We start from the raw sequence: 19,173 nt of genomic DNA on the forward strand, positions 1-19,173 counted from the left end.
TCATGAGGTTAGCGGGGCGTTATGTCGGATTCTTTACCGCCAACCTCATGATCAACGCGGGCGGGGGGCGGGCGAGCCCGAAGGGCGGGGAGGTCAGCCGGCTAGGTGGGACCAGTGGGGTTCCAGGTCGCGCCAGGGGCCCTGGGCGGCGACCGTGCCGGCCTGGAGCACCACCACGTGGTCGGCGCGGACCAGGGCGGCCCGCTTGGAGGTCGAGCCGATCACCGTGACCCCGTGCTCGCGCAGCGCCCGCCAGAGCGCCAGCTCGGTGGTGACGTCCAGCGCCGAGGAGACGTCGTCGGCCACCAGCAGCTCGGTACGCGGAGCCAGCGCGCGGGCCAGCGCCAACCGCTGCAACTGCCCACCGGAGAGCCGGGTCCCCTTGTGCCCGATCAGCAGTCCCAGCCCGCCACCGGCGGCGGCCAGGTCGTGCTCCAGCTGGGCGGTCGTCACGGCCGCCGCGGCGTCCACCGGATGGCCCAGGGTGATGTTGTCGGCCACCGTGCCGGAGAGCACCCGGGGCAGCTGGCCCACGTAGCCGACCTGGTTGGGACGCAGGAACAGCTCCGGCTCGGTGACCGGCTCACCGTTCCAGGTCAGCCGGCCGGTGTGGTGCACGATCCCGGCCAGCGCCCGCAGCAGCGACGACTTGCCCGAGCCGACCGGGCCGACGACCAGCACCAGCTGGCCGCGTTCGACGGTCAGGTCGACGTCCCGGACGGCCACCGTGCCGTCCTCGTGCCGCGCCCCGAAGCCGGTCAGCTCCAGTCGGCGCAGCGGGTGCCGGGGCGGCACCGGCGGGGCCGGCGCGCTTCCCGCGCCCAGGTCCACCCCCGGCACCTCGGCCGAGTACGCCGCCACCCCGGTCATCGCTACCGTCCGCCGGGTCCACACGCTCGCCGACGGGTACTGGGACACCAGCGAGGCGGTGGTCCAGGCGAACCACCGGGCCGCGCCGAGCGTGGCGACCGCGACCAGGGTCGCCCCGGCGGAGAGCCCACCGGCCAGGAAGAGCGCCCAGGCGCCGATCGGCAGCAGCCCGCTGACCAGCGCCGGGGTGGACCGGGCCCACACCTGCACCGAGATCTCCCGGCGCTGCCGGTCGCTGCGCACCACGTCCAGGCCGGCGAGGTGGGTCAGCACCGGTCGGGTCGACCCGGCGAGCTTCACCGTACGGGCCGCCGACAGCGTGGAGACCAGCGCGGTCGCGAACGCCGCCCGGGCCGCCACGGTGGCCCGGGCGGAGCGCTCCAGCCGCGGCCCGAACAGCGTCGCGGCCAGCCCGGAGACCACCATCGTGCCGAGGAAGAACAGCGCCGGCACCACACTCCCGGTGACCACGGTCATCGCCACCACCAGCACCAGCGAGATGAACTGGTCCAGCAGGTTGTCGGCGAGCTGCACCACCCGCTCGGTGTCGCCGCCCTGGGCCACCACCTCGGCCGGGGTGTGCCCGCTGACCCGGCGCGGCCCGGTCTGCCCGTGCACCAGGCGCAGGCTGATCCGCAGCATCTGCCGCACCCACCACTGGGGGAACCAGAGGTTGGTGGCGTAGTGCATCGGCATGGTCGCCAGCAGCGCGACGACGATCCCGAGCGCGGGCAGGTACGGGTCGCCCAACCCGTCGACCAGGTCGGCCCAGAGCCAGGGCAGCACCGCCCCGTCCAGCCCGAGCACCATGATCGCGACGAACAGGGCGACCGCCACCAGGCCGTACCGGGCGTCGTTGCGGCAGAGCCGGAAGATCTCCCGCAGGGTACGGGCGGGCTCCGGTGGCGGCAGCGGCGGCGGTTCGGCCTTCGGCGGCGCCTCCACCCGGTCCGGCTCCGGCGCCCGGTCCGGCCCGCTCGGCGCCAGCCCGTCCAGGTTGGTCGGCGCCAGCCGGTCCAGCTCGCCGGGGGCCAGCGGGTCCGGCCCGGTCGCCGGCCGGTCCAGTTCGGCCGGCGGCCAGCCGTCCGCCGGCTCCGGCCCGGTCAGCAGGTCGGTGCCGCCGCCGGCCCGCACCCCCGACCCGACCTGGGCGTACGCGGCGCTGTGGCTGGTCGCCAGCAGCTCGGCGAAGCGCTCCGACTCGCGCAGCGGGCCGGCCTCGACCACCGTGCCGTCGGCCATCACCACCACCTCGTCGCAGCGGCGCACCGAGGAGAGGCGGTGGGCGATGACGATGCCGATCCGGTCGCGCAGCAACCGTTCGGTGGCCCGCTGCACCCGCGCCTCGGTGACCGGGTCGAGCCGGGCGGTGGCCTCGTCCAGGATCACCACGTGCGGGTCGCGGACCAGGATCCGGGCGAACGCGACCAGCTGCTCCTGCCCGGCCGACAGCACGTGCCCACCCTCGCCGAGCCGGGTGTCCAGCCCGTCGGGCAGCTCCGCGATCCAGCCGGCCAGGCCGAGTTCGCGCAGCGCCCGGGCGGCGTCGTCGAGCAGCTCCGGATCGAAGAGCGCGACGTTCTCGGCGAGCGTGCCGGCGAGGATCTCGGTGCGCTGCGGCACCACGGCGATCCACCGGCGCAGCTGTTCCAGGTCGAGGTCGAGCAGGTCGCGGCCGGCCAGGAATACGGTGCCGCGGGGCAGCTCGACCGCCCGGGTGAGCACCTTGGCCAGCGTGGACTTGCCCGATCCGGTCCGCCCCACCAGGGCGTACGAGCGGCCCCGGACGAAGGTCAGGTCGACGCCGCGCAGCGCCGGCCCGCGCTCGCCGTCCGGGTCGGTGCTCGGGTAGCGGAAGGTGAGGTCGCGGATCGCCAGGTCGCCCTCGGTCGGGCCCGACCCGCCGGTCGGTTCCTGCCGGGCGCCCTCCAGCAGCTGGACCCGGGCCCACGCGCCGAGCGCGTACTGCAGTTCCGGCACCATCCGGGCGACGTGCTCGACGGTCAGCCCGAAGCCGAGCGCGAGCAGCCACACCGCGGTCAGCCGGGCCGCGTCGACCCGGCCGGTGGCCAGCGCCCACGCCCCGCCGAGCACCACCGCGGCGATCCCGCCCCGGGTGACCCCGGCGGCCACCGTGGTGACCTTCGCCGACATCCGCCACACCCGGACGCCCCGGGACAGCACCTCGGCCGCCCGCCGGGCGTAGAGGCGCAGCACGTACGGCCGGGCCAGGCTGGTGCGGACGTCGTCCTGCCCGTGGATGGCCTCCTCCATCACCGCGGCCAGGTCCGACCACGCCTCCTCCTCGGCCATCCGGGCCGGGGCGATCCGGGCGGTCGGGCGGCGCAGCGCGACCGCCAGCACGGCGGTGAGCAGCAGCATGCCGACGCCGACCGGCCACCAGACGGTGAGCGCGACGGCCGCCGAAAGCACCCCCACGGCCAGCCCCTGGGCGATCCGTACGCCGTGGTTGCGCACCGACGCGGCCACCTGGTAGACGTCGCCGTCGATCCGGTCGAGCAGCTCGCCGACCGGGGTGGTCTCCAGGGTCGGCAGGTCCTGGCCGAGCGCCACCCGGCACAGCCGGCGCCGCACGTGCGCGGACCAGTCGGCGGTCAGTCCGGCCATCAGCAGGCTCACCGCGAGGTCGCTCAGCACGGCGGCGACCAGGCCCACCGCCAGCGCGGCGAAGAACCCGCCCGACCGGTGCACCAGCACCGGCCCGGCCAGCGCGGACGCGGCCGCCTGGCCGCCCGCGCCGAGCACGATCAGGCAGGTCACGATCGCCATCCGGCGCGGCGAGGTGGCCCACAGATCTCGGAGCAGGCGCATGGCAGGTCCTCCGGGTATCGGTGGGGGGAAACTCCAGCCTGCGGGTTCGCCGGATGCGGATCAACGGATTTACGCGGCGGGGAGAATGGGCGTCACCACTGTGGGTGACCGGCGCCGCCGCCCGATCAGGTCTGCGCGACCCGGCGGACGATGCCGAGCAGGGCCTCCTGCACGTCCTCGATCGGCCGGTCGGGCTGGAAGACCAGCCAGTCCACGGCCACCACCAGCCCCACCCCGAACAGCGCCGACGAGGCGGTCCGCACGTCCAGGTCGGCGGGCAGGTCGCCGCTGGCCACCCCGGCCCGGACCGTCTCGGCGATCACCTCGATCGCCTCGCCGCGCAGCAGCCGCAGCGTCTGCTGCCACTCCCGGTTGGTCCGCCACATCTCCGACAGCAGCAGTTGGGCGAAGGCCCGGTAGCGCCGGATGTAGTCGAGTTCGGCGCGGACCAGCGCGGCGAGCGCCTCGCGCGGCGGCAGGCCGGCCACCGCGTCCCGGAACTCGGCGGTGAGCAGCCCGATGCCGTGCCGGAGCAACTCCTCGAAGAGCACCGTCTTGGACTCGAAGTTGTAGTAGACGGTGCCCTTGGCCACACCGGCGCGGGCCGCGATGTCGTCCACCGTGGTCGCGGAGAAGCCCTGCTCGGCGATGAGTTCCACGGCCGCCTCGAAGAGGCGCTGCCGGGTGTCGACCCGCCGCCGCGACCGTCCGTCCGTCACTCGCCCTCCCGTCCGCGTCCCGCCCATCCTCACATGGTCAGCTCGGGATGCAGGGTGGCCGGGGTCAGCCGCCGGGACCGGCGAGCGGCGGCCACGGTGAGCGCCAGCGCGCCGGCCGCGAAGCCGGCCAGCACTGCCGCTCCGGTCAGCACCGGCCCGACCGGCCCGCCGTTGACGGTGTGCCGCAGGCCGGTCACCAGGTAGCTCATCGGCAACCACGGGTGGATGGCCTGGAAGAAGCCCGGCGAGGTCTGCACCGGGTAGGTGCCGCCGGAGGAGGTGAGCTGGAGCATCAGCAGCGCCAGCGCGGCCAGCCGGCCGGCCGGGCCGAGCTGCGCGCCCAGCCACTGCACGATCGCGGTGAACGCCAGCGACGCCAGCGCGAGCAGCCCGAACGTGGCGGCCGGGCGGGCCGGGTCCAGCCCGAGCGCCAGGGTGACCACCGCGGAGAGCATCCCGGCCTGGGCCAGCCCGATCGCCGCGGCGGGCAGCCAACCGGCCAGCGCGACCCGCCAGGCGGGCGCGCCGGACATCACATGCCGCCGGTTGAGCGGCCGCAGCAGCAGGTACGTGATCATCGCGCCGACCCAGAGCGCCAGCCCGAGGAAGTACGGGGCGAAGCCCACCCCGTACGCGCCGGCCGGGTTGCGGGTGCTGCGTTCCAGCGCCACCGGGTCGCCGAGCACGTCGGCGCGCGCCTCGGCGTCGTCGTACCCGGGCAGCCGGTCGGCGCCCGCGGCGAGGCCGTCGGCGAGCTCGCCCGCGCCGCCGCCCAGCCGGGTCAGGCCGGCGGACAGGTCACCGGCCCCGGACTCCAGCCGGGTGAGCCCGTCGGCGAGCCGTTGGCTGCCGTCGCCGAGCCGCGTCAACCCGCCGTCCAGCTCCCGCGCGCCGGTGGCGAGCCGGAACAGCCCGCCGCGCAGCTCGTCGGCGCCACCGGCCGCCGTACCGAGGCCGTCACGAAGCTCGGCGGTGCCCCGGGCCAGGGTGCCCAGCCCGGTGGCCAGCTCGTCCACCTTGGCCCGGGCGGCGGCCACGTCGTCGGCCAGGTGCGGCGCGGCCGCGGCGATCTCCCGGGCGGTGGCGGCCACCTGGGTCATCCGGTCGCGGAGTGCGGTCAGCTCGGCGTCGTCCAGCGTGGTGGTGACCGCCCGGGCGGCCTCGACCGCGGCGGCCGCGGCGGCCCGGGCCGCCACCACGCTCGGGTCGTCGGCCAGCTCGGGGTGCTCGGCGACCAGGGTGTCCAGCCGGTCGCGCACCTCCTCCGCCCGGGTGACCGCCGCCTCGGCACGGCGGGGCAGGGCATCGAGGCCGTCGGCGAGCGACTGCGCGCCCTCGGCGATGGCGGTCGCCGCCTCCTCGATCCGTTCGGCGTTGTCCCGCAGCACCGGCTCGATCCGGTCGGCCGCGCCGTTCACCCGGTCGGCCACGGCTCGGGTCTCGGTGGCCGCGCGGGCGGTGCCGTCGGCGAGCTGGCCGGCGCCGGCGCGCAGCTCGCCGAGGCCGGCGGCGAGTTCGTCGGCGCCGCGTACCGACCGGTCGAGTCCGGCGGCCAGGGTGTCCGCGCCGGCGGCGGCGCCGCCCAGCCCGTCGGCGAGCTGGCCGGCGCCCGCCTCGGACGTGCCCAGCCCGTCGGCGATCCTCCCGGCGCCGGCCTCCGACTGGCCGAGCCCGTCGGCGAGCCGCCCCGCCCCGTCGGCCGCCCGGGCTGTCTCGGCCCGGGCGTCGGTGAAGCCGACCAGCATCCGGGCGAAGTAGTCCTTCGCGGCGGACTCGGCGGCGGCGGCCCTGATCTCGCCGAAGGCCGAGCGGGCCAGCAGGCCGGAGAGGTAGTTGGTGGCGTCGTCGTTGACCAGCTTCAGCTCGCCCCGGCGGGCCGGCCGGTCCGGCTCCGGACTGGCCACCAGGGTGGCGGAGAAGTCCACCGGAATGGCGAAGACCAGGTGGTAGCGGCCGCTGCGCAGGCCGGCCGCGGCATCCCGGGAGTCGGTGACGTGCCAGCCGAACACCCGCCGGTCGAGCAGTTCGTCGGTGAGGTCCTGGCCGGCCTGTACCCGGCTGCCGTCGGTCGCGGTGGCCGGTCGGTCGGCGTTCACCAGCGCCACCGGGATCCGGTCCAGCTTCCCGTACGGGTCCCAGAACGCGTAGAGGTAGAGCGCGCCGTAGAGCAGCGGGATGACGGTGAGCACGGCGAGCGCCGCGCGGGGCAGCCGCCCCCGGGTCAGCCGGCGCAGCTCGAACCGGGCGAGTGGGAGCACGCTCATCGGGTCTCCTCGGCGGTCTCGGTAGCGGGTGCGGCCGGGCCATCGGGCGCCGGGGCGGCCGGTTCGGTCGTGGTGGCGCTTCCGGTGGCCGCCGGGGAAGGGTCGTCCTCCCGCCGCCGGCCGGCCGGCTCCGGCTCCTCCGGGTCACCGGCGCCGGCGGCGGCCGGGGCCGGGTGGGCCGAGGCGCGAGGCGGAGCGGGCACGGCGGACGGCGGGTCGGCGGGCGACTCGCCGAGCCGGTGCACGATCGCCCGGGTGTCCGGCTCGACGGCCCGGGCGCTGGCGACCACGGCGTACCCCTGGTCGGTCAGGCGGGCCAGGGCCGACCAGAGCCAGGCGCGCTCCGGCGCGTCCGCGCCGGCGTCCACGTCGTCGGCGACGATCAGGCCGGGCCCGCTCAGCGTGGCCAGCACGAGGCCGAGCACCTGGCGCTGCACCGGGGTGAGGTCGCGGCCCCGGGTGTCCGGGTCGAGCGGCGCGTCGTCGGCGAACCCGGCTCCGCCGAGCGCGGTGGCGAGCGCCTCCCGCCGGTACGCCCGCCGGGCGCGGACCGCCGCCACCGGCGTCAGCCGGCGGCGCCGACCCGGCACCGGACCGAGCAGCAGCAGCCGCTCGCGGACGTGCTCGGCGACGGTCAGCGCGGGATCGGGCTCGTGCACCCCGGCGACCTGCCCGAGCGCCGCCGGCCCGTGCCGGAGCAGCCGCCCCTCGCTGGTCGGGAAGCGCCCGGCCAGGGCGAGCAGCAGCGAGGTGCGCCCGCTGCCCGGCGGCCCGGTCACCGCGTGCAGTTCTCCCGGTGCGGCGGTCAGGTCGACGTCCCGGAACACCCAGCCCCGGCGGGTACGCAGCCCGATCCCGCTCGCCTCGACGACCACCATCGACCCGGCACCCCCTTTGAACTGACCAGTCAGTACAAAAACATGGCCAGCATAGCCCCGCCTCGCGCCGGAGGCCGGAGCCGGGTCAGAAGAGCACGGTGGCCAGGGTGCCGACCGGGCGGAAGCCGCACCGGTCGTAGACCCGGCGGGCAGGCAGGTTGAAGTCGTTGACGTAGAGGCTGACGGTGGGCGCCGCGCGCAGCAGCGCGTCGCGTACCACCGCCGCCATCGCCGCGGTGGCGATCCCCCGGCCCCGCCACTCCGGGGCCACCCAGACCCCCTGCACCTGGGCGGTCCGCCGGGTGACCACCGCCAGTTCCGCCTTGAAGACCACCTGGCCGTCGACGAAGCGGGCGTACGCCCGGCCGGCCCGGACCAGGTCGGCGACCCGCCGCCGGTAGCTGCGCCCGCCGTCGTCGGCGAGCGGTGAGACGCCGACCTCCTCGGTGTACATCGCCACCGCCGCCGGGAAGAGGCGGTCGATCTCCCCGCTGCGCACCCGGCGCACCTCGGGGTCGGCGGGCACCACTGGCAGCGCGTCGGTGGCCAGCAACGGCTGGTTGGGGCGTACGTCCCGGGCGGGTCCCCAGGCCTCGGCGAGGCGGTCCCAGAGCCCGAGCACGGCGTCGGCCCGGCCCACGATCGACGAGCAGAGCCGCTCCTCGCCGGCGAGCAGGTCGGCGTAGGCGGCCACGGCCGGCTCGCTGGCGAGCACCGGGGTGAGGTTGCCGCCCAGCCAGCAGACCGACTCCAGGTGGCGGCGGGTGCCGTAGCCCAGCACCCGGCCCTCGGCCCGCCACCAGGCCAGGCCGCGCGCGGCGACCCGCTCGGCGACCTGCGCGCCCGCGAACGGGTCCAGGTCGAGCAGCCGCTCCACCGCGCGGCGCTCCGATTCCCCCAGTTGCCGTACCGGCACCGTCAGCACGCCTACCAGCCTGCCATGACCGACCCCCGGTTCGCGGGTCGAGTGACGAGCCCGGCTAGCCCACGGGGACCGGGTCGGCCGCGGGCCCGGCCACCCGGGTCCGGGCGGCCCACCGGACCACCACCGGCACCAGCGCCCCGAGCAGCAGGAACAGCCCACCGAGCAGCAACCACCCCGGTACGCCCCAGCCGATCGCCAGCGTGGTCACCACGGCCGGCGCCAGCATCCGGCCCAACTCGAAGCCCATGCTGTAGGCGCCCTGGTACTGCCCGTGGGCGTGCTCGGGCGCCAGCCCGAACGAGATGCCCCAGCCCGCGGCGGAATGCCACAGCTCGCCGATCACGTGCGCCAGCGCCCCGCAGACCAGCAGCGCGATCGCGGCGCCGGTCGGCAGGTCACCCGCGGCGGCGAAGAGCACGCAGGCGACGGCGATGGCCACGCCCGCCCGCCGGGCCGCCCGGCCGGCCCCGGACAGGCTCTCGGTGCCCCGCGCGGCGCGCACCTGGAACAGCACCACCATGCCGGTGTTGACCAGCAGCAACGCGGAGATCACCCAGGCCGGCGCCCGGGTGTGCCCGGCGATCCAGAGCGGAAGGGCGATGTTGAGCAGGCTGAAGTGCATCGACATCAGCCCGTCGAGGACGGTGAACGCGAGGAAGGGGCGGTCCCGCAGCGCGATCAGCCGCGGGCCGTGCGCCGGGACCGGGGCCGGGGCGATCGCCGGAAGCCGGGTGAAGACCGCGGCGGCGGCCAGGTAGGTCCCCGCGGCGGTGAGGATCAGCGCCACGTAACCGGCGCGGGTGTCGAGGGCGATGGCGAACCCGGCGAGCACCGCGCCGACCGAGATCCCGACGTTGGTGGTGGCGCGCAGGTAGGCGCGGGTGCGTACCCGCTGGTCGGCGGGGACGGAGCCGGCGATCAGCGCGCCCCGGGCGCCCCGGTCGGCCGCGTCGGCCAGCGCGGTCGCGGCGCCGACGACGAGGAAGGCCGGAAACGACCCGACCGTCACCAGGGCGGCGGTCAGCACGCCGCCGGCCACCAGTGCGCCGATCTGGGTGCCGCGGGGGCCGAGCCGGTCGGCGAGGTAGCCGGTCGGGGCGCTGGCCAACAGGCCGACCAGCGCCGAGACGGTCAGGCCGAGCCCGACCTCGGTGGCGGTGAGCCCCACCGAGCGGGTGAGGAAGAGCGCGCTGGCCGCCAGCCAGAGGCCACGGCCGACGGTCCGGACCAGGGTGCCGAGGGTGAGGGTCCGGGCCGGGCCCGGTTCTGGGAGCAGTCGCACGCCCGAGAGCCTAACAAGACGTACGTACGGTTTGTTGGTGGCCTCCGCCACAGCCTTGTCGACGACACATTGCCGATATATCGTCGATGCATCAGCGACAGCACGAGAGAAGGTGAGGAACCATGGGGTTCCATCGCAAACTGCACGAACTGCATGAGGCGCGGATGCGCGGCTTCGGCTTCCCGCCCGGCCCGCACGGCCACGGCGGCCGGGGAGGTCACGGCGGTTGGGGCGGCGGCTGGGGCGGTCGCGGCCGGGGCCGGGGACGCCGGCCCAACGTCCGGCACGCCGTGCTGGCCCTGCTCGTCGAGCGGCCGATGCACGGCTACGAGATGATCCAGGAGATCGACTCCCGCACCGGCGGCGCCTGGCGACCGAGCCCGGGTTCGGTCTACCCCACCCTGCAGCTGCTGGAGGACGAGGGGCTGATCGCGGCGAGCACCGACGAGGCCGGCGGCGGGCGCAAGCGGTTCGCGCTGACCGAGGCCGGCCGGGCGGAGGCCACCGAGGCGGCACAGACCCCGCCCTGGGCGGAGTTCGCCCAGGACACGGTCAACAGCTGGCACGACATCCGGGACGCCGGCGCGCAGGCGATGCACGCGCTGCGCCAGGTGATGATGACCGGCACCGACGACCAGCGGGAGCGGGCCGCCCAAGTGCTCGACGAGACCCGCCGCAAGCTCTACGCGATCCTCGCCGAATCCGAGTGACCCGGGGCCGCCCCGGGCCGCCCCGGACCCGCTCGCTCAGACAGCGAAAGAGTGGCCATTCCACGGGGGATGGCCACTCTTTCTCTGTTGGTGCGTGCGCTCGGCCCGGTCGGGACGGCGAGGCGCCCGGTAGGTCAGTGGACGGTGACGGTGGGGCCGGGGAGCATGGCCCGCAGCTCCTCGGGCAGCTCGGCGCCCATCTCGTCGGCGATGCGCAGCGCCTCCTCGATCAGCGTCTCCACGATCTGCGCCTCGGGCACGGTCTTGACCACCTTGCCCTTGACGAAGATCTGGCCCTTGCCGTTGCCGGAGGCCACGCCCAGGTCGGCCTCGCGGGCCTCACCGGGGCCGTTCACCACGCAGCCCATCACGGCCACCCGCAGCGGCACCGGCAGCCCCTCCAGGCCGGCGGTGACCTCCTCAGCGAGCTTGTAGACGTCCACCTGGGCCCGGCCACAGGACGGGCAGGAGACGATCTCCAGGCCCCGCTCGCGCAGCCCGAGCGACTCCAGGATCGCCGCGCCGACCTTGATCTCCTCCACCGGCGGGGCCGACAGCGAGACCCGGATGGTGTCGCCGATCCCCTCAGCCAGCAGCGCGCCGAAGGCGACCGCCGACTTGATGGTGCCCTGGAAGGCCGGGCCGGCCTCGGTGACGCCCAGGTGCAGCGGGTAGTCGCACTTCTCGGCGAGCAGGCGGTAGGCCCGGATCATCACCACCGGGTCGTTGTGCTTCACCGAGATCTTGATGTCCCGGAAGCCGTGCTCCTCGAAGAGCGAGCACTCCCAGAGCGCCGACTCGACGAGCGCCTCGGCGGTGGCCTTGCCGTACTTGGCGAGCAGCCGCTTGTCGAGCGAGCCGGCGTTCACGCCGATCCGGATCGGCACCCCGGCGTCGCCGGCCGCCTTGGCGATCTCCTTGACCTTGTCGTCGAACTGCCGGATGTTGCCCGGGTTCACCCGCACCGCGGCGCAGCCGGCGTCGATCGCGGCGAAGACGTACTTCGGCTGGAAGTGGATGTCGGCGATGACCGGGATCTGCGACTTCTTGGCGATCGCCGGCAGCGCCTCGACGTCGTCCTGGCTGGGCACGGCGACCCGGACGATCTGGCAGCCGGACGCGGTCAGCTCGGCGATCTGCTGGAGCGTGGCGTTGACGTCGGCGGTGAGGGTGGTGGTCATCGACTGCACCGAGACCGGCGCGCCACCGCCGACCGGCACCGAACCGACCATGATCTGGCGGCTGGCCCGGCGCGGTGCGAGCGGCGGGGGCGGTACGGCGGGGATACCGAGACTGACAGCGGTCACTTCAGGCACTCACCTTGAGAAGAGCGTGATCGGGTTGACGACGTCCGCCGTGATGGTCAGCAGCGTGAACGCGCCACCGATCAGAATCACCGCGTACGTGAAGGGCATGAGCTTGAGGTAGTCGACCCGGCCCGGGTCGGGACGGCCGATCCGGGCGTAGAGCCAGGAGCGGGCCCGCTCGAACCAGGCGATCGCGATGTGCCCGCCGTCCAGCGGCAGCAGCGGCAGCAGGTTGAACACGCCGATGAAGAAGTTCAGCGACACGAACAACATGAAGAAGAGGTACCAGGCGTTGTTCTCCACGGCCTCGCCGCCGAGCCGGCTGGCGCCGACCACGCTGATCGGGGTGTCCACGTCCCGCTCGCCGCCGGTGATCGCCGTCCACAGGGCCGGGATCTTCTGCGGGATCCGCTGCAGGGCCTTGGCCGTGTTGACCGCCATGTCGCCGGTGAAGTCGGCGGTCGCGCCGAACGCGGCCACCGGCCCGTACGTCGTCCGCGTGGGGGTGCTGGGGATCAGGCCGACGCCGAGCGCGGCCACGTCACCGACGGCGCCGTTCGGGTCGTCCAGCGGCCGGCGCTGGGTCTTCGCCAGCACCGCCTCCGTGCCTCCCGGCTGGCCGTCCCGGACGTACGCGATCCGCGCCGTCTCGCCCGGCTTGAGCGTGCGCAGCGTGGTGAGCAGGTCGCCGTAGTTGTTGATCGGCGTGTCGTTGACCGCGGTGATCCGGTCGCCGTCGCGCAGCTGCGCCTGCTCGGCGGGGCTGGCCGCGTCGGCGGGCGTGCACGGGCGGATCGCGTTCTCCGGCACCACGCACTCGGAGAGCTGGATGACGGCCGGTTCCTTGCGGATCTCGGCCTCGCTGCTCGGGAAGTCGGGGTTGGGCAGGCCGGCGGTGACCGCGATCACCCAGAGCGCGACCAGCGCCAGGGCGAAGTGGGTGATCGAGCCGGCGGACATCACGATCGTCCGCTTCCAGACCGGGAAGCGCCACATGGCCCGCGGCTCGTCCGCCGGGTCGACGTCGTCGTCCTGCGGCGTCATCCCGACGATCTTGCAGAAGCCGCCGAGCGGGATGCCCTTGACGCCGTACTCCGTCTCGCCGCGCCTGAACGACCAGAGGGTCGGGCCGAAGCCGACGAAGTAGCGGGTGACCTTCATGCCGAACGCCTTGGCGGTGAGCATGTGGCCCGCCTCGTGCAGGCTCACCGAGATGAGGATGGCGAGGGCGAAGAGCACCACCCCGAGCAGGTACGCCATCAAGCTCCTTCCACCGAACCCGCGATGATGATCTCCTGCGCGTGCGCGCGCGCCCACGACTCCGCCGCGAGCACGTCCTCGACGGTACCTGGTTCGCCGAAATCGGGAGCCTCCTCGAGGACCCGTTCGAGGGTGTCGACGATGCCCAGGAACGGCAGCCGGCCGGCCACGAAGGCGGCCACGCACTCCTCGTTCGCCGCGTTGTAGATCGCCGGGCGGCAGCGGCCGGCCTCGCCGGCGGCCTTGGCCAGCGCGACGGCCGGGAACGCCGCGTCGTCCAGCGGCGCGAACTCCCAGGTGTGCGCCGTGGTCCAGTCGACCGCGGCGGCGGCGTCGGCGACCCGGTCGGGCCAGCCGAGGGCCAGCGCGATCGGCAGCCGCATGTCCGGCGGGCTGGCCTGGGCGAGGGTGGAGCCGTCGGTGAACTCGACCATCGAGTGGATCACCGACTGCGGGTGCACCATCACGGTGATGTCGGCGTACGGCACGTCGAACAGTTCGTGCGCCTCGATCACCTCCAGCGCCTTGTTCACCATGGTGGCGGAGTTGATTGTGACGACCGGCCCCATGTTCCAGGTCGGGTGGGCCAACGCCTGCTCCGGCGTGACCCGGGTCAGCTCCTCGCGGCGCTTGCCCCGGAACGGTCCGCCGCTGGCGGTGACGACCAACCGGCGGACCTCGCCGCGGCTGCCGCCGCGCAGGCACTGGGCCAGCGCCGAGTGCTCCGAGTCCACCGGGACGATCTGCTCCGGCCGGGTCACCGCGGCCTTGACCAGCGAGCCGCCGGCGACGAGGGACTCCTTGTTGGCCAGCGCGAGGGTACGCCCGGCGCGCAGCGCGGCCAGCGTCGGCGCCAGCCCCAGCGAGCCCACCACGCCGTTGAGCACGATGTCGCAGGGCCACTGCGCCAGCTCGGTCATCGCGTCCGGCCCGGCCACGATCTTCGGCAGCTTGAAGTCGCCGCTGGCCCAGCCCCGGCGGCTCGCCTCGGCGTAGAAGGCGAGCTGGAGGTCCTGGGCGGCGGAGGCCTTCGCCACCCCGACCGCGTCCACGCCCAGTTCGAGGGCCTGGGCGGCGAGCAGGTCGACGTTGCCGCCGCCGGCGCCGAGCGCGACCACCCGGAACCGGTCCGGGTCGCGCCGCACGATGTCGATGGCCTGGGTTCCGATCGACCCGGTGGAGCCGAGCAGGACCAGTTCTCGGGGGGAGGTCACCCGGCCATTCTTCCCCAGCCCGTCCGCGCGCCCGCCGGGAGCCTCAGCCCTCCCCCGCCGCCGACTCCTCCGCCGGCGCCTCCTCGTCGAGCAGATCCGCCGGGTCGACGGCGAAGTCGAACGGCGTCGTCATGGTGAACACGGTTCCCGCCGCGGCGGCGGAGAGCGGACGGTACTCGCCGTCGGCCAGCTCGAACAGGGCGATGGTCGGAACCCGGTTACGCAGATCGACGCGGAGAAAGAACGGCACACCGGCGGCCGCGTACTCGCAGGGCCGGTCGATGACGTCCTTGCGCCGGTTGCCGGGCGACACGATCTCCCCGAGCAGCACCGCCTGGCCGATGTCGACAGCGGAGCGGCCACCGCCCGAGGACCGGAGCACCGCGATGTCGGGGATGAACAGGTCCTTGCCCGACACCAGGTTGATCTCCGGGTAGACCCAGAGCCCGGCTCGGCGTGCGGCGCGATGCAGCAGGTAGGGCAGTTCCCGTTCGACCGATTGATGATCGATTCCAGCGTGTGGGGTCACGATGACGCTTCCGCTCAGGACCTCGACCTTGGGGCCGTTGGTCTCCGGCAAGAGGTCGAGGGCGAGCTGGGCGGTCCACGGCTCGTCGTGCCACCGCAACACGTCGAACGACGGCTCAGTGGGCTGCGGCGTCGGATCGGGCTCCGGCGTGAACGCGGCCTGGGCCATCCAAGCTCACCCCCTCAGCGGACCATCATCGTCAACCCAGCCTAGTGCCGCCGCCCCTCCGGCACCGGGTCGCACACCGTGTCCGACCTCGGGGAGCTTCGGGTGCCCGCTACGCCACCTCGACGAAGTCGAGTTCCGCCCAGCGGCTCCGGTGCGTGAACCGCAGCGTGTTGAATCCCGCGTTGAGCGTGACGTCGACGCCCGCCTGCCGCCAGACGTCCCACCCGGTGTTGGGATACCTGACGACCTGCGGACTGCCGCCGTTGACGGTCAGCGTGTGCTCAGCGTCGCCGTAGCCGGCGGCGTAGGCCACGTGGGCGCGGTACCCACCGGACCTGGGCGCGAAGACGGTCACCTCGACCCAGCTGTCCGCGTAGTCGATGTACGCCACCGCCTGCCCCTGCGACGCGCCCGGGGCGCTGCGCACCGAGCAGTGGTTGAGCCCGCCGCGCTCCGCCTCGTACCGCACCCGGCTGCCCCGCACGACGGGATAGCCACCCGCCCAGCCCAGCGCCGCCACGTACATGCCCCGCGCGGAGTAGTTGTTGATCCAGCCGTGGAAGACGATGTGGTCGCCGCTCGCCTCGCGCACCACGTCCGCGCCGCCCGGGCCGCGTACGGCCGAATCCAGCGACGCCGTGGTCATCAGCGAGCGGTACGCCTTGGTGTAAGGACCGGTCAGCGAGGTCGAGGTGGCGTAGCTGGTCTGGTAGCCGTCGCCGCCGTAACCGCCGAGCGAGTAGAACAGCACGTACTGCGCGCCGACCTTGGTCAGCACCGGCGCCTCGATGATGCCGGCCTCCTCGGGGCGGCCGCTGCGCAGCAGCTCGACCCGGGCCCCCTGCAGGGTCACCCCGTCGGCCGCGACCTGTTGCAGCCAGAGGCTGGTGGGCTGGCCGATGGCGTTGCCGTCGTCCTTGTAGAGCAGGTAGCGCAGCCCGGTGCTGTCGGTGAAGCTCGCCGCGTCGATGTCGCCGCCCTCGCCGGCGTTGCAGATCAGCGGCTGGGTGCCGACGGCGGTGAACGGCCCGAGCGGCGACGTGGCGAGCGCGGCGCCGATGCACTGCCGGCCGGTGGCCCGGCTGCGCGCGGTGTAGTAGAGCAGGTAGCGCCCGTCGGCCCGCTGGGACACGTCGGGGGCCCAGGTCAAGCCCCCGTTGGCCCAGGCGCCGAGGGTCGGCAGCGCGTCGGGCCGCCTGGTCCACGGTCCGGTCAGCGAGCTGGCCGTGGCGACCGGGACGTTCCCGTTGCCGTTGTTGGTGGAGTACGCGTAGTAGGTGCTGCCGAACCTGACGACGTCAGGGTCCGGAAAGTCGCTGGCGATGACCAGCGACGGCGTCGCGGTGGCAGCCGCGGCCACGCCCGGGCTGACGAGCAGGGGACTGGCGACGAGCGCGGCCGCCAGCCAGACGAGACCTCTCCGCATGACGAAAGTCAACCACAGACATCGATGCATTGAAAAGTTTCGCCATCAGGGCGATGGGCGAGGCGGACGTGCCGTCTCGGCCACCGCCGCCCACTCACCGCCGGCCGGAATCCGCCGGGGATGACGTGGCGGGGGCGGCCAGGACGAACGTCTCCAGCACCTCGCCGGCGTACCAGTCGGTGCGCTGGCCGAGGTGGGTCATGCCGAGGCGGCGGCAGACCGCCATGGACGGGTCGTTGCCGGGGGCGACCACGGCGTACACCTGTCGGGTGCCGGCGGCGAACTCGCGGGCCAGCACCGCCCGGGCCGCCTCGGTGGCGTATCCGTGGCCCCACGAGTCGGGGTGCAGGTGCCAGCCCACCTCGATGTCGTCGGTGGGCGTCACCCCGTCCGCGCCGGGCAGCGGCTTGAGGATCAGCGTGCCGGCCACCCGGCCGGTGTCGCGTACCTCGATCGCCCAGGTGCCGTACCGGCCGCCGTGGTCGGCGTGCCGCTCGCGCCAGATCCGCAACCGGTCGGCGGCCTGCGCCGGGTCGGTCAGCGGCAGCCCGGACGCGGCCAGCCAGCGGGTGATCTCGACCCGGGAGTAGATGTCCCAGATCCGGGCCAGGTCGGCCGGATCGGCGGTCCAGTCCCGCAGGACCAGGCGGTCCGTGGTGAGAACGGTCATGGCCGGCGATCTTAACGAGTCGGGGCGGCCGGGAGGGGAACGGCACGGCCGACCGGGGGTCACCATTCGACCGATGCGGATCTATGTAGCTCTCTTACGATCATCGATTGATATTGGTTAAATACCTTCACTCCACCGCCCCTCGCACCCCTGACCCCCGGGAGGGACCCCGTGAAACTCGCCACCGCCGCGCGCGCCCTGGTCGGCGGGCTGACCGCAGCCGCCATGGTGCTGCTCGGCCCGGCCGGATCCGCGTCCGCGGCGACCGTCACCGTGGACAACGCCACCGCCGGGCGCTTCACCGCCAGCACCAACTGGGGCACGTCGTCCTGGTCCAGCCAGAAGAACGGCGCGGACTACCGGTTCGCGACGCCGTACACCGGTGGCAGCGACGCCGCCTGGTTCAGCGCCTCGATCGCGGCGACCGGCGCGCACCTCGTCGAGGTGTGGTACCCGGCCGACGCCGGCTACAACGACGCCACCCCGTTCATCGTCGCGACCAGCAGCGGTAACCAGACAGTTGTGGTGAACCAGCGCGCCAACGGTGGCCGCTGGGTCAGCCTCGGCACCTTCACCCTGGCCGCCGGCGACCGGCCCGTGGTCGGGGTCAGCCGGTGGACCAACGGCACGGGCTACGTCGTCGCGGACGCCGTCCGGATCACGTCCACCTCCGGCAACCCCGCCTTCGCCCTGCCGCTGCCGAAGAGCGCGCTGCCGCGCAGCGAGTACGACGACCCGCACCACGACTATCCCGCCATCGACCTCCCGGTCGGCACCGGCACCCGGGCGTACGCGGTGCGGGCCGGCACCGTGACCATCATCAACGACAGCTCCTGCGGGCAGGGCGTCAACCTCACCGGCACCGACGGAGCGGTCTACACCTACTGCCACTTCTCGGCCTGGTCGGTCAGCAACGGCGCTTCGGTCGCGCCCGGGCAGCAGCTCGGCCTCACCGGCAACACCGGCAACTCCACCGGGCCGCACCTGCACTTCGGCATCCGCACCGGCAGCACCCGGCGGTGCCCGCAGAACTTCCTGCTGGCGCTCTACGACGGGGTGACCCCGCCCGCGGCGACCAGCCTGCCCACCACCGGCTGCTTCTACGCCACCCGCAGCACCAGCGAGGTGCAGCCGCTGGGCTGACCACCACGCTCCGTCCGCCGACCCCGCCCGGGCCACCCGGGCGGGGTCGGCCGCCTGTCACGACCGCGGGGATCTTGATGAGTGACGGCTGCCGCGAAGGGGTACGGAACCGGGATGGGTGGCGGATGGCGGCGAGTGAAGCGGATCGGCGCCGCGGCGTTCCGTCCGGTGCGTGGCCGGGACCTGTCGCTGCACGCCGCCGCCATCACGTTCTACGGCGCGATCGCCGTGGTCCCGGTGGCGCTGCTGGCGATCTGGTTGACCACCCTGGTCGCGGGCGCCGAGCGGGTCCGCCGGCTCACCTCGTACGCCGTGCGGACGCTGCCGACCGAGATCGGCGCGCCACGGGCGATGGCCGCCCTGGTCGAGGCCGGGGTGGAACTGACCCCGCTGCTGGCGCTGGCCTCGCTACTGCCGGCGTCGCTCTACGGCGAGGGGCTGCGCCGGGCGTTCGTCTCGGTGGCCGCCCCGCGCACCGACGAGTCGCTGGTCGGCTGGCGGGGCCGGCTGCTGCTGCTTCCGCTGCTCGCCCCGGCCCCGGCCCTGCTGCTGTCGATCCTGCTGGCGCTGCCGACCACCACCGGGCTGGTCCGCCAGGGCGGCTGGCTCGGGGCGCTCGGGGTGGTGCTGTCCTTCCTCGGGGTGTGGCTGGTGCTCACCCCGGTGCTGCTCTGGGTGTTCCGGGTGGTCGGGCCGGCGTCGCCGGACTGGCTGTCCGCGCTGGCGGTGGGCTCGTTCACGGCGGCGAACCTCTCCGGCTTCCTGCACGGGTTCGTGCTCTTCGCGTCGCTCCCGATCGACCTGGGCGCGCCGTTCGGCGGCTTCGACGAGATCGGCGCCGGCGTCGCGGTGCTGCTCTGGCTCTACCTCTTCCACGTGATCGTGCTGGCCGGCTACTCCGCCACCCTCGCCCTCTCCCGCTGGCGCACCCACCGCACCCACCCCACTCCGGAAGCGCGTTGATCATGAGGTTGGC

At 74.3% G+C, this 19,173-nt stretch carries 15 protein-coding genes; 3 read left to right on the top strand and 12 right to left on the bottom strand.

The genetic code is table 11. The annotated features are described in order from the left end of the window. Positions 1 to 93 precede the first annotated feature (93 nt). The 6 genes from GA0070609_RS21600 to GA0070609_RS21625 form a co-directional block, all read right to left on the bottom strand. Entirely contained in the window at positions 94 to 3,702 is a 3,609-nt protein-coding gene (locus GA0070609_RS21600; RefSeq protein ID WP_088995463.1) for an ATP-binding cassette domain-containing protein, read from the bottom strand. A 125-nt stretch (positions 3,703 to 3,827) separates the two neighbouring features. Further along, entirely contained in the window at positions 3,828 to 4,421 is a 594-nt protein-coding gene (locus GA0070609_RS21605; RefSeq protein ID WP_231928371.1) for a TetR/AcrR family transcriptional regulator, read from the bottom strand. Between the two features lie 29 nt (positions 4,422 to 4,450). Beyond that, on the bottom strand, positions 4,451 to 6,685 hold the full coding sequence (locus tag GA0070609_RS21610) for a YhgE/Pip domain-containing protein (RefSeq protein ID WP_088995465.1): 2,235 nt from the start codon (positions 6,683 to 6,685) through the stop codon (positions 4,451 to 4,453). Continuing rightward, positions 6,682 to 7,563, bottom strand: coding sequence for an ATP-binding cassette domain-containing protein (locus GA0070609_RS21615; RefSeq protein ID WP_088995466.1), 882 nt, complete (start codon positions 7,561 to 7,563; stop codon positions 6,682 to 6,684). The genes GA0070609_RS21610 and GA0070609_RS21615 overlap by 4 nt, the downstream gene beginning before the upstream one ends. Positions 7,564 to 7,648: 85 nt before the next feature. Beyond that, positions 7,649 to 8,488: a GNAT family N-acetyltransferase gene (locus GA0070609_RS21620; protein ID WP_088995467.1), complete on the bottom strand. Its 840-nt coding sequence runs from the start codon at positions 8,486 to 8,488 to the stop codon at positions 7,649 to 7,651. A gap of 55 nt (positions 8,489 to 8,543) precedes the next feature. Further along, positions 8,544 to 9,770 (bottom strand): MFS transporter, encoded by a 1,227-nt coding sequence (locus GA0070609_RS21625; RefSeq protein WP_088995468.1) that lies wholly within the window; start codon positions 9,768 to 9,770, stop codon positions 8,544 to 8,546. Positions 9,771 to 9,892: 122 nt separating this feature from the next. Between GA0070609_RS21625 and GA0070609_RS21630 the strand changes: the two genes are divergently transcribed. Beyond that, a complete protein-coding gene (locus GA0070609_RS21630) occupies positions 9,893 to 10,480 on the top strand; it encodes a PadR family transcriptional regulator (RefSeq protein ID WP_088995469.1) in 588 nt (195 codons plus the stop codon). 134 nt (positions 10,481 to 10,614) lie between these two features. Here the strand turns inward: GA0070609_RS21630 and ispG are convergent, their stop codons facing one another. The 6 genes from ispG to GA0070609_RS21660 all read right to left on the bottom strand — a co-directional run bounded on the left by ispG (position 10,615) and on the right by GA0070609_RS21660 (position 17,054). Further along, the gene (gene ispG / locus GA0070609_RS21635) at positions 10,615 to 11,787 is read right to left on the bottom strand and encodes a flavodoxin-dependent (E)-4-hydroxy-3-methylbut-2-enyl-diphosphate synthase (RefSeq protein WP_088995470.1); all 1,173 of its coding nucleotides are present in this window, start codon (positions 11,785 to 11,787) and stop codon (positions 10,615 to 10,617) included. A gap of 9 nt (positions 11,788 to 11,796) precedes the next feature. Beyond that, on the bottom strand, positions 11,797 to 13,047 hold the full coding sequence (locus GA0070609_RS21640; RefSeq protein WP_088995471.1) for a M50 family metallopeptidase: 1,251 nt from the start codon (positions 13,045 to 13,047) through the stop codon (positions 11,797 to 11,799). Beyond that, the gene (dxr, locus tag GA0070609_RS21645; protein ID WP_088995472.1) at positions 13,047 to 14,261 is read right to left on the bottom strand and encodes a 1-deoxy-D-xylulose-5-phosphate reductoisomerase; all 1,215 of its coding nucleotides are present in this window, start codon (positions 14,259 to 14,261) and stop codon (positions 13,047 to 13,049) included. The genes GA0070609_RS21640 and dxr overlap by 1 nt, the downstream gene beginning before the upstream one ends. A gap of 43 nt (positions 14,262 to 14,304) precedes the next feature. Further along, positions 14,305 to 14,958 (bottom strand): Uma2 family endonuclease, encoded by a 654-nt coding sequence (locus GA0070609_RS21650; protein ID WP_088995473.1) that lies wholly within the window; start codon positions 14,956 to 14,958, stop codon positions 14,305 to 14,307. 109 nt (positions 14,959 to 15,067) lie between these two features. Then, a complete protein-coding gene (locus tag GA0070609_RS21655) occupies positions 15,068 to 16,384 on the bottom strand; it encodes a family 43 glycosylhydrolase (RefSeq protein WP_088995474.1) in 1,317 nt (438 codons plus the stop codon). 94 nt (positions 16,385 to 16,478) lie between these two features. Beyond that, a complete protein-coding gene (locus GA0070609_RS21660; RefSeq protein WP_088995475.1) occupies positions 16,479 to 17,054 on the bottom strand; it encodes a GNAT family N-acetyltransferase in 576 nt (191 codons plus the stop codon). A gap of 171 nt (positions 17,055 to 17,225) precedes the next feature. Between GA0070609_RS21660 and GA0070609_RS35050 the strand changes: the two genes are divergently transcribed. Then, a complete protein-coding gene (locus GA0070609_RS35050; RefSeq protein ID WP_331716884.1) occupies positions 17,226 to 18,197 on the top strand; it encodes a golvesin C-terminal-like domain-containing protein in 972 nt (323 codons plus the stop codon). Positions 18,198 to 18,311: 114 nt separating this feature from the next. Then, positions 18,312 to 19,160, top strand: coding sequence for a YhjD/YihY/BrkB family envelope integrity protein (locus GA0070609_RS21670; protein ID WP_088995476.1), 849 nt, complete (start codon positions 18,312 to 18,314; stop codon positions 19,158 to 19,160). Positions 19,161 to 19,173 lie beyond the last annotated feature (13 nt).

It is taken from the genome of Micromonospora echinaurantiaca (assembly GCF_900090235.1).
Classification (GTDB): Bacteria; Actinomycetota; Actinomycetes; order Mycobacteriales; family Micromonosporaceae; genus Micromonospora; species Micromonospora echinaurantiaca.

What these genes read in the sequence shown, in the direction of transcription:
- GA0070609_RS21615 (WP_088995466.1), bottom strand. Translation starts at nt 7,563, where the DNA reads ATGGTGGTCGTCGAGGCGAGCGGGATCGGGCTGCGTACCCGCCGGGGC.
- GA0070609_RS21610 (WP_088995465.1), bottom strand. Translation starts at nt 6,685, where the DNA reads ATGAGCGTGCTCCCACTCGCCCGGTTCGAGCTGCGCCGGCTGACCCGG.
- GA0070609_RS21655 (WP_088995474.1), bottom strand. Translation starts at nt 16,384, where the DNA reads ATGCGGAGAGGTCTCGTCTGGCTGGCGGCCGCGCTCGTCGCCAGTCCC.
- GA0070609_RS21670 (WP_088995476.1), top strand. Translation starts at nt 18,312, where the DNA reads ATGGGTGGCGGATGGCGGCGAGTGAAGCGGATCGGCGCCGCGGCGTTC.
- GA0070609_RS21600 (WP_088995463.1), bottom strand. Translation starts at nt 3,702, where the DNA reads ATGCGCCTGCTCCGAGATCTGTGGGCCACCTCGCCGCGCCGGATGGCG.
- GA0070609_RS21630 (WP_088995469.1), top strand. Translation starts at nt 9,893, where the DNA reads ATGGGGTTCCATCGCAAACTGCACGAACTGCATGAGGCGCGGATGCGC.
- GA0070609_RS21660 (WP_088995475.1), bottom strand. Translation starts at nt 17,054, where the DNA reads ATGACCGTTCTCACCACGGACCGCCTGGTCCTGCGGGACTGGACCGCC.
- GA0070609_RS21640 (WP_088995471.1), bottom strand. Translation starts at nt 13,047, where the DNA reads ATGGCGTACCTGCTCGGGGTGGTGCTCTTCGCCCTCGCCATCCTCATC.
- GA0070609_RS21650 (WP_088995473.1), bottom strand. Translation starts at nt 14,958, where the DNA reads ATGGCCCAGGCCGCGTTCACGCCGGAGCCCGATCCGACGCCGCAGCCC.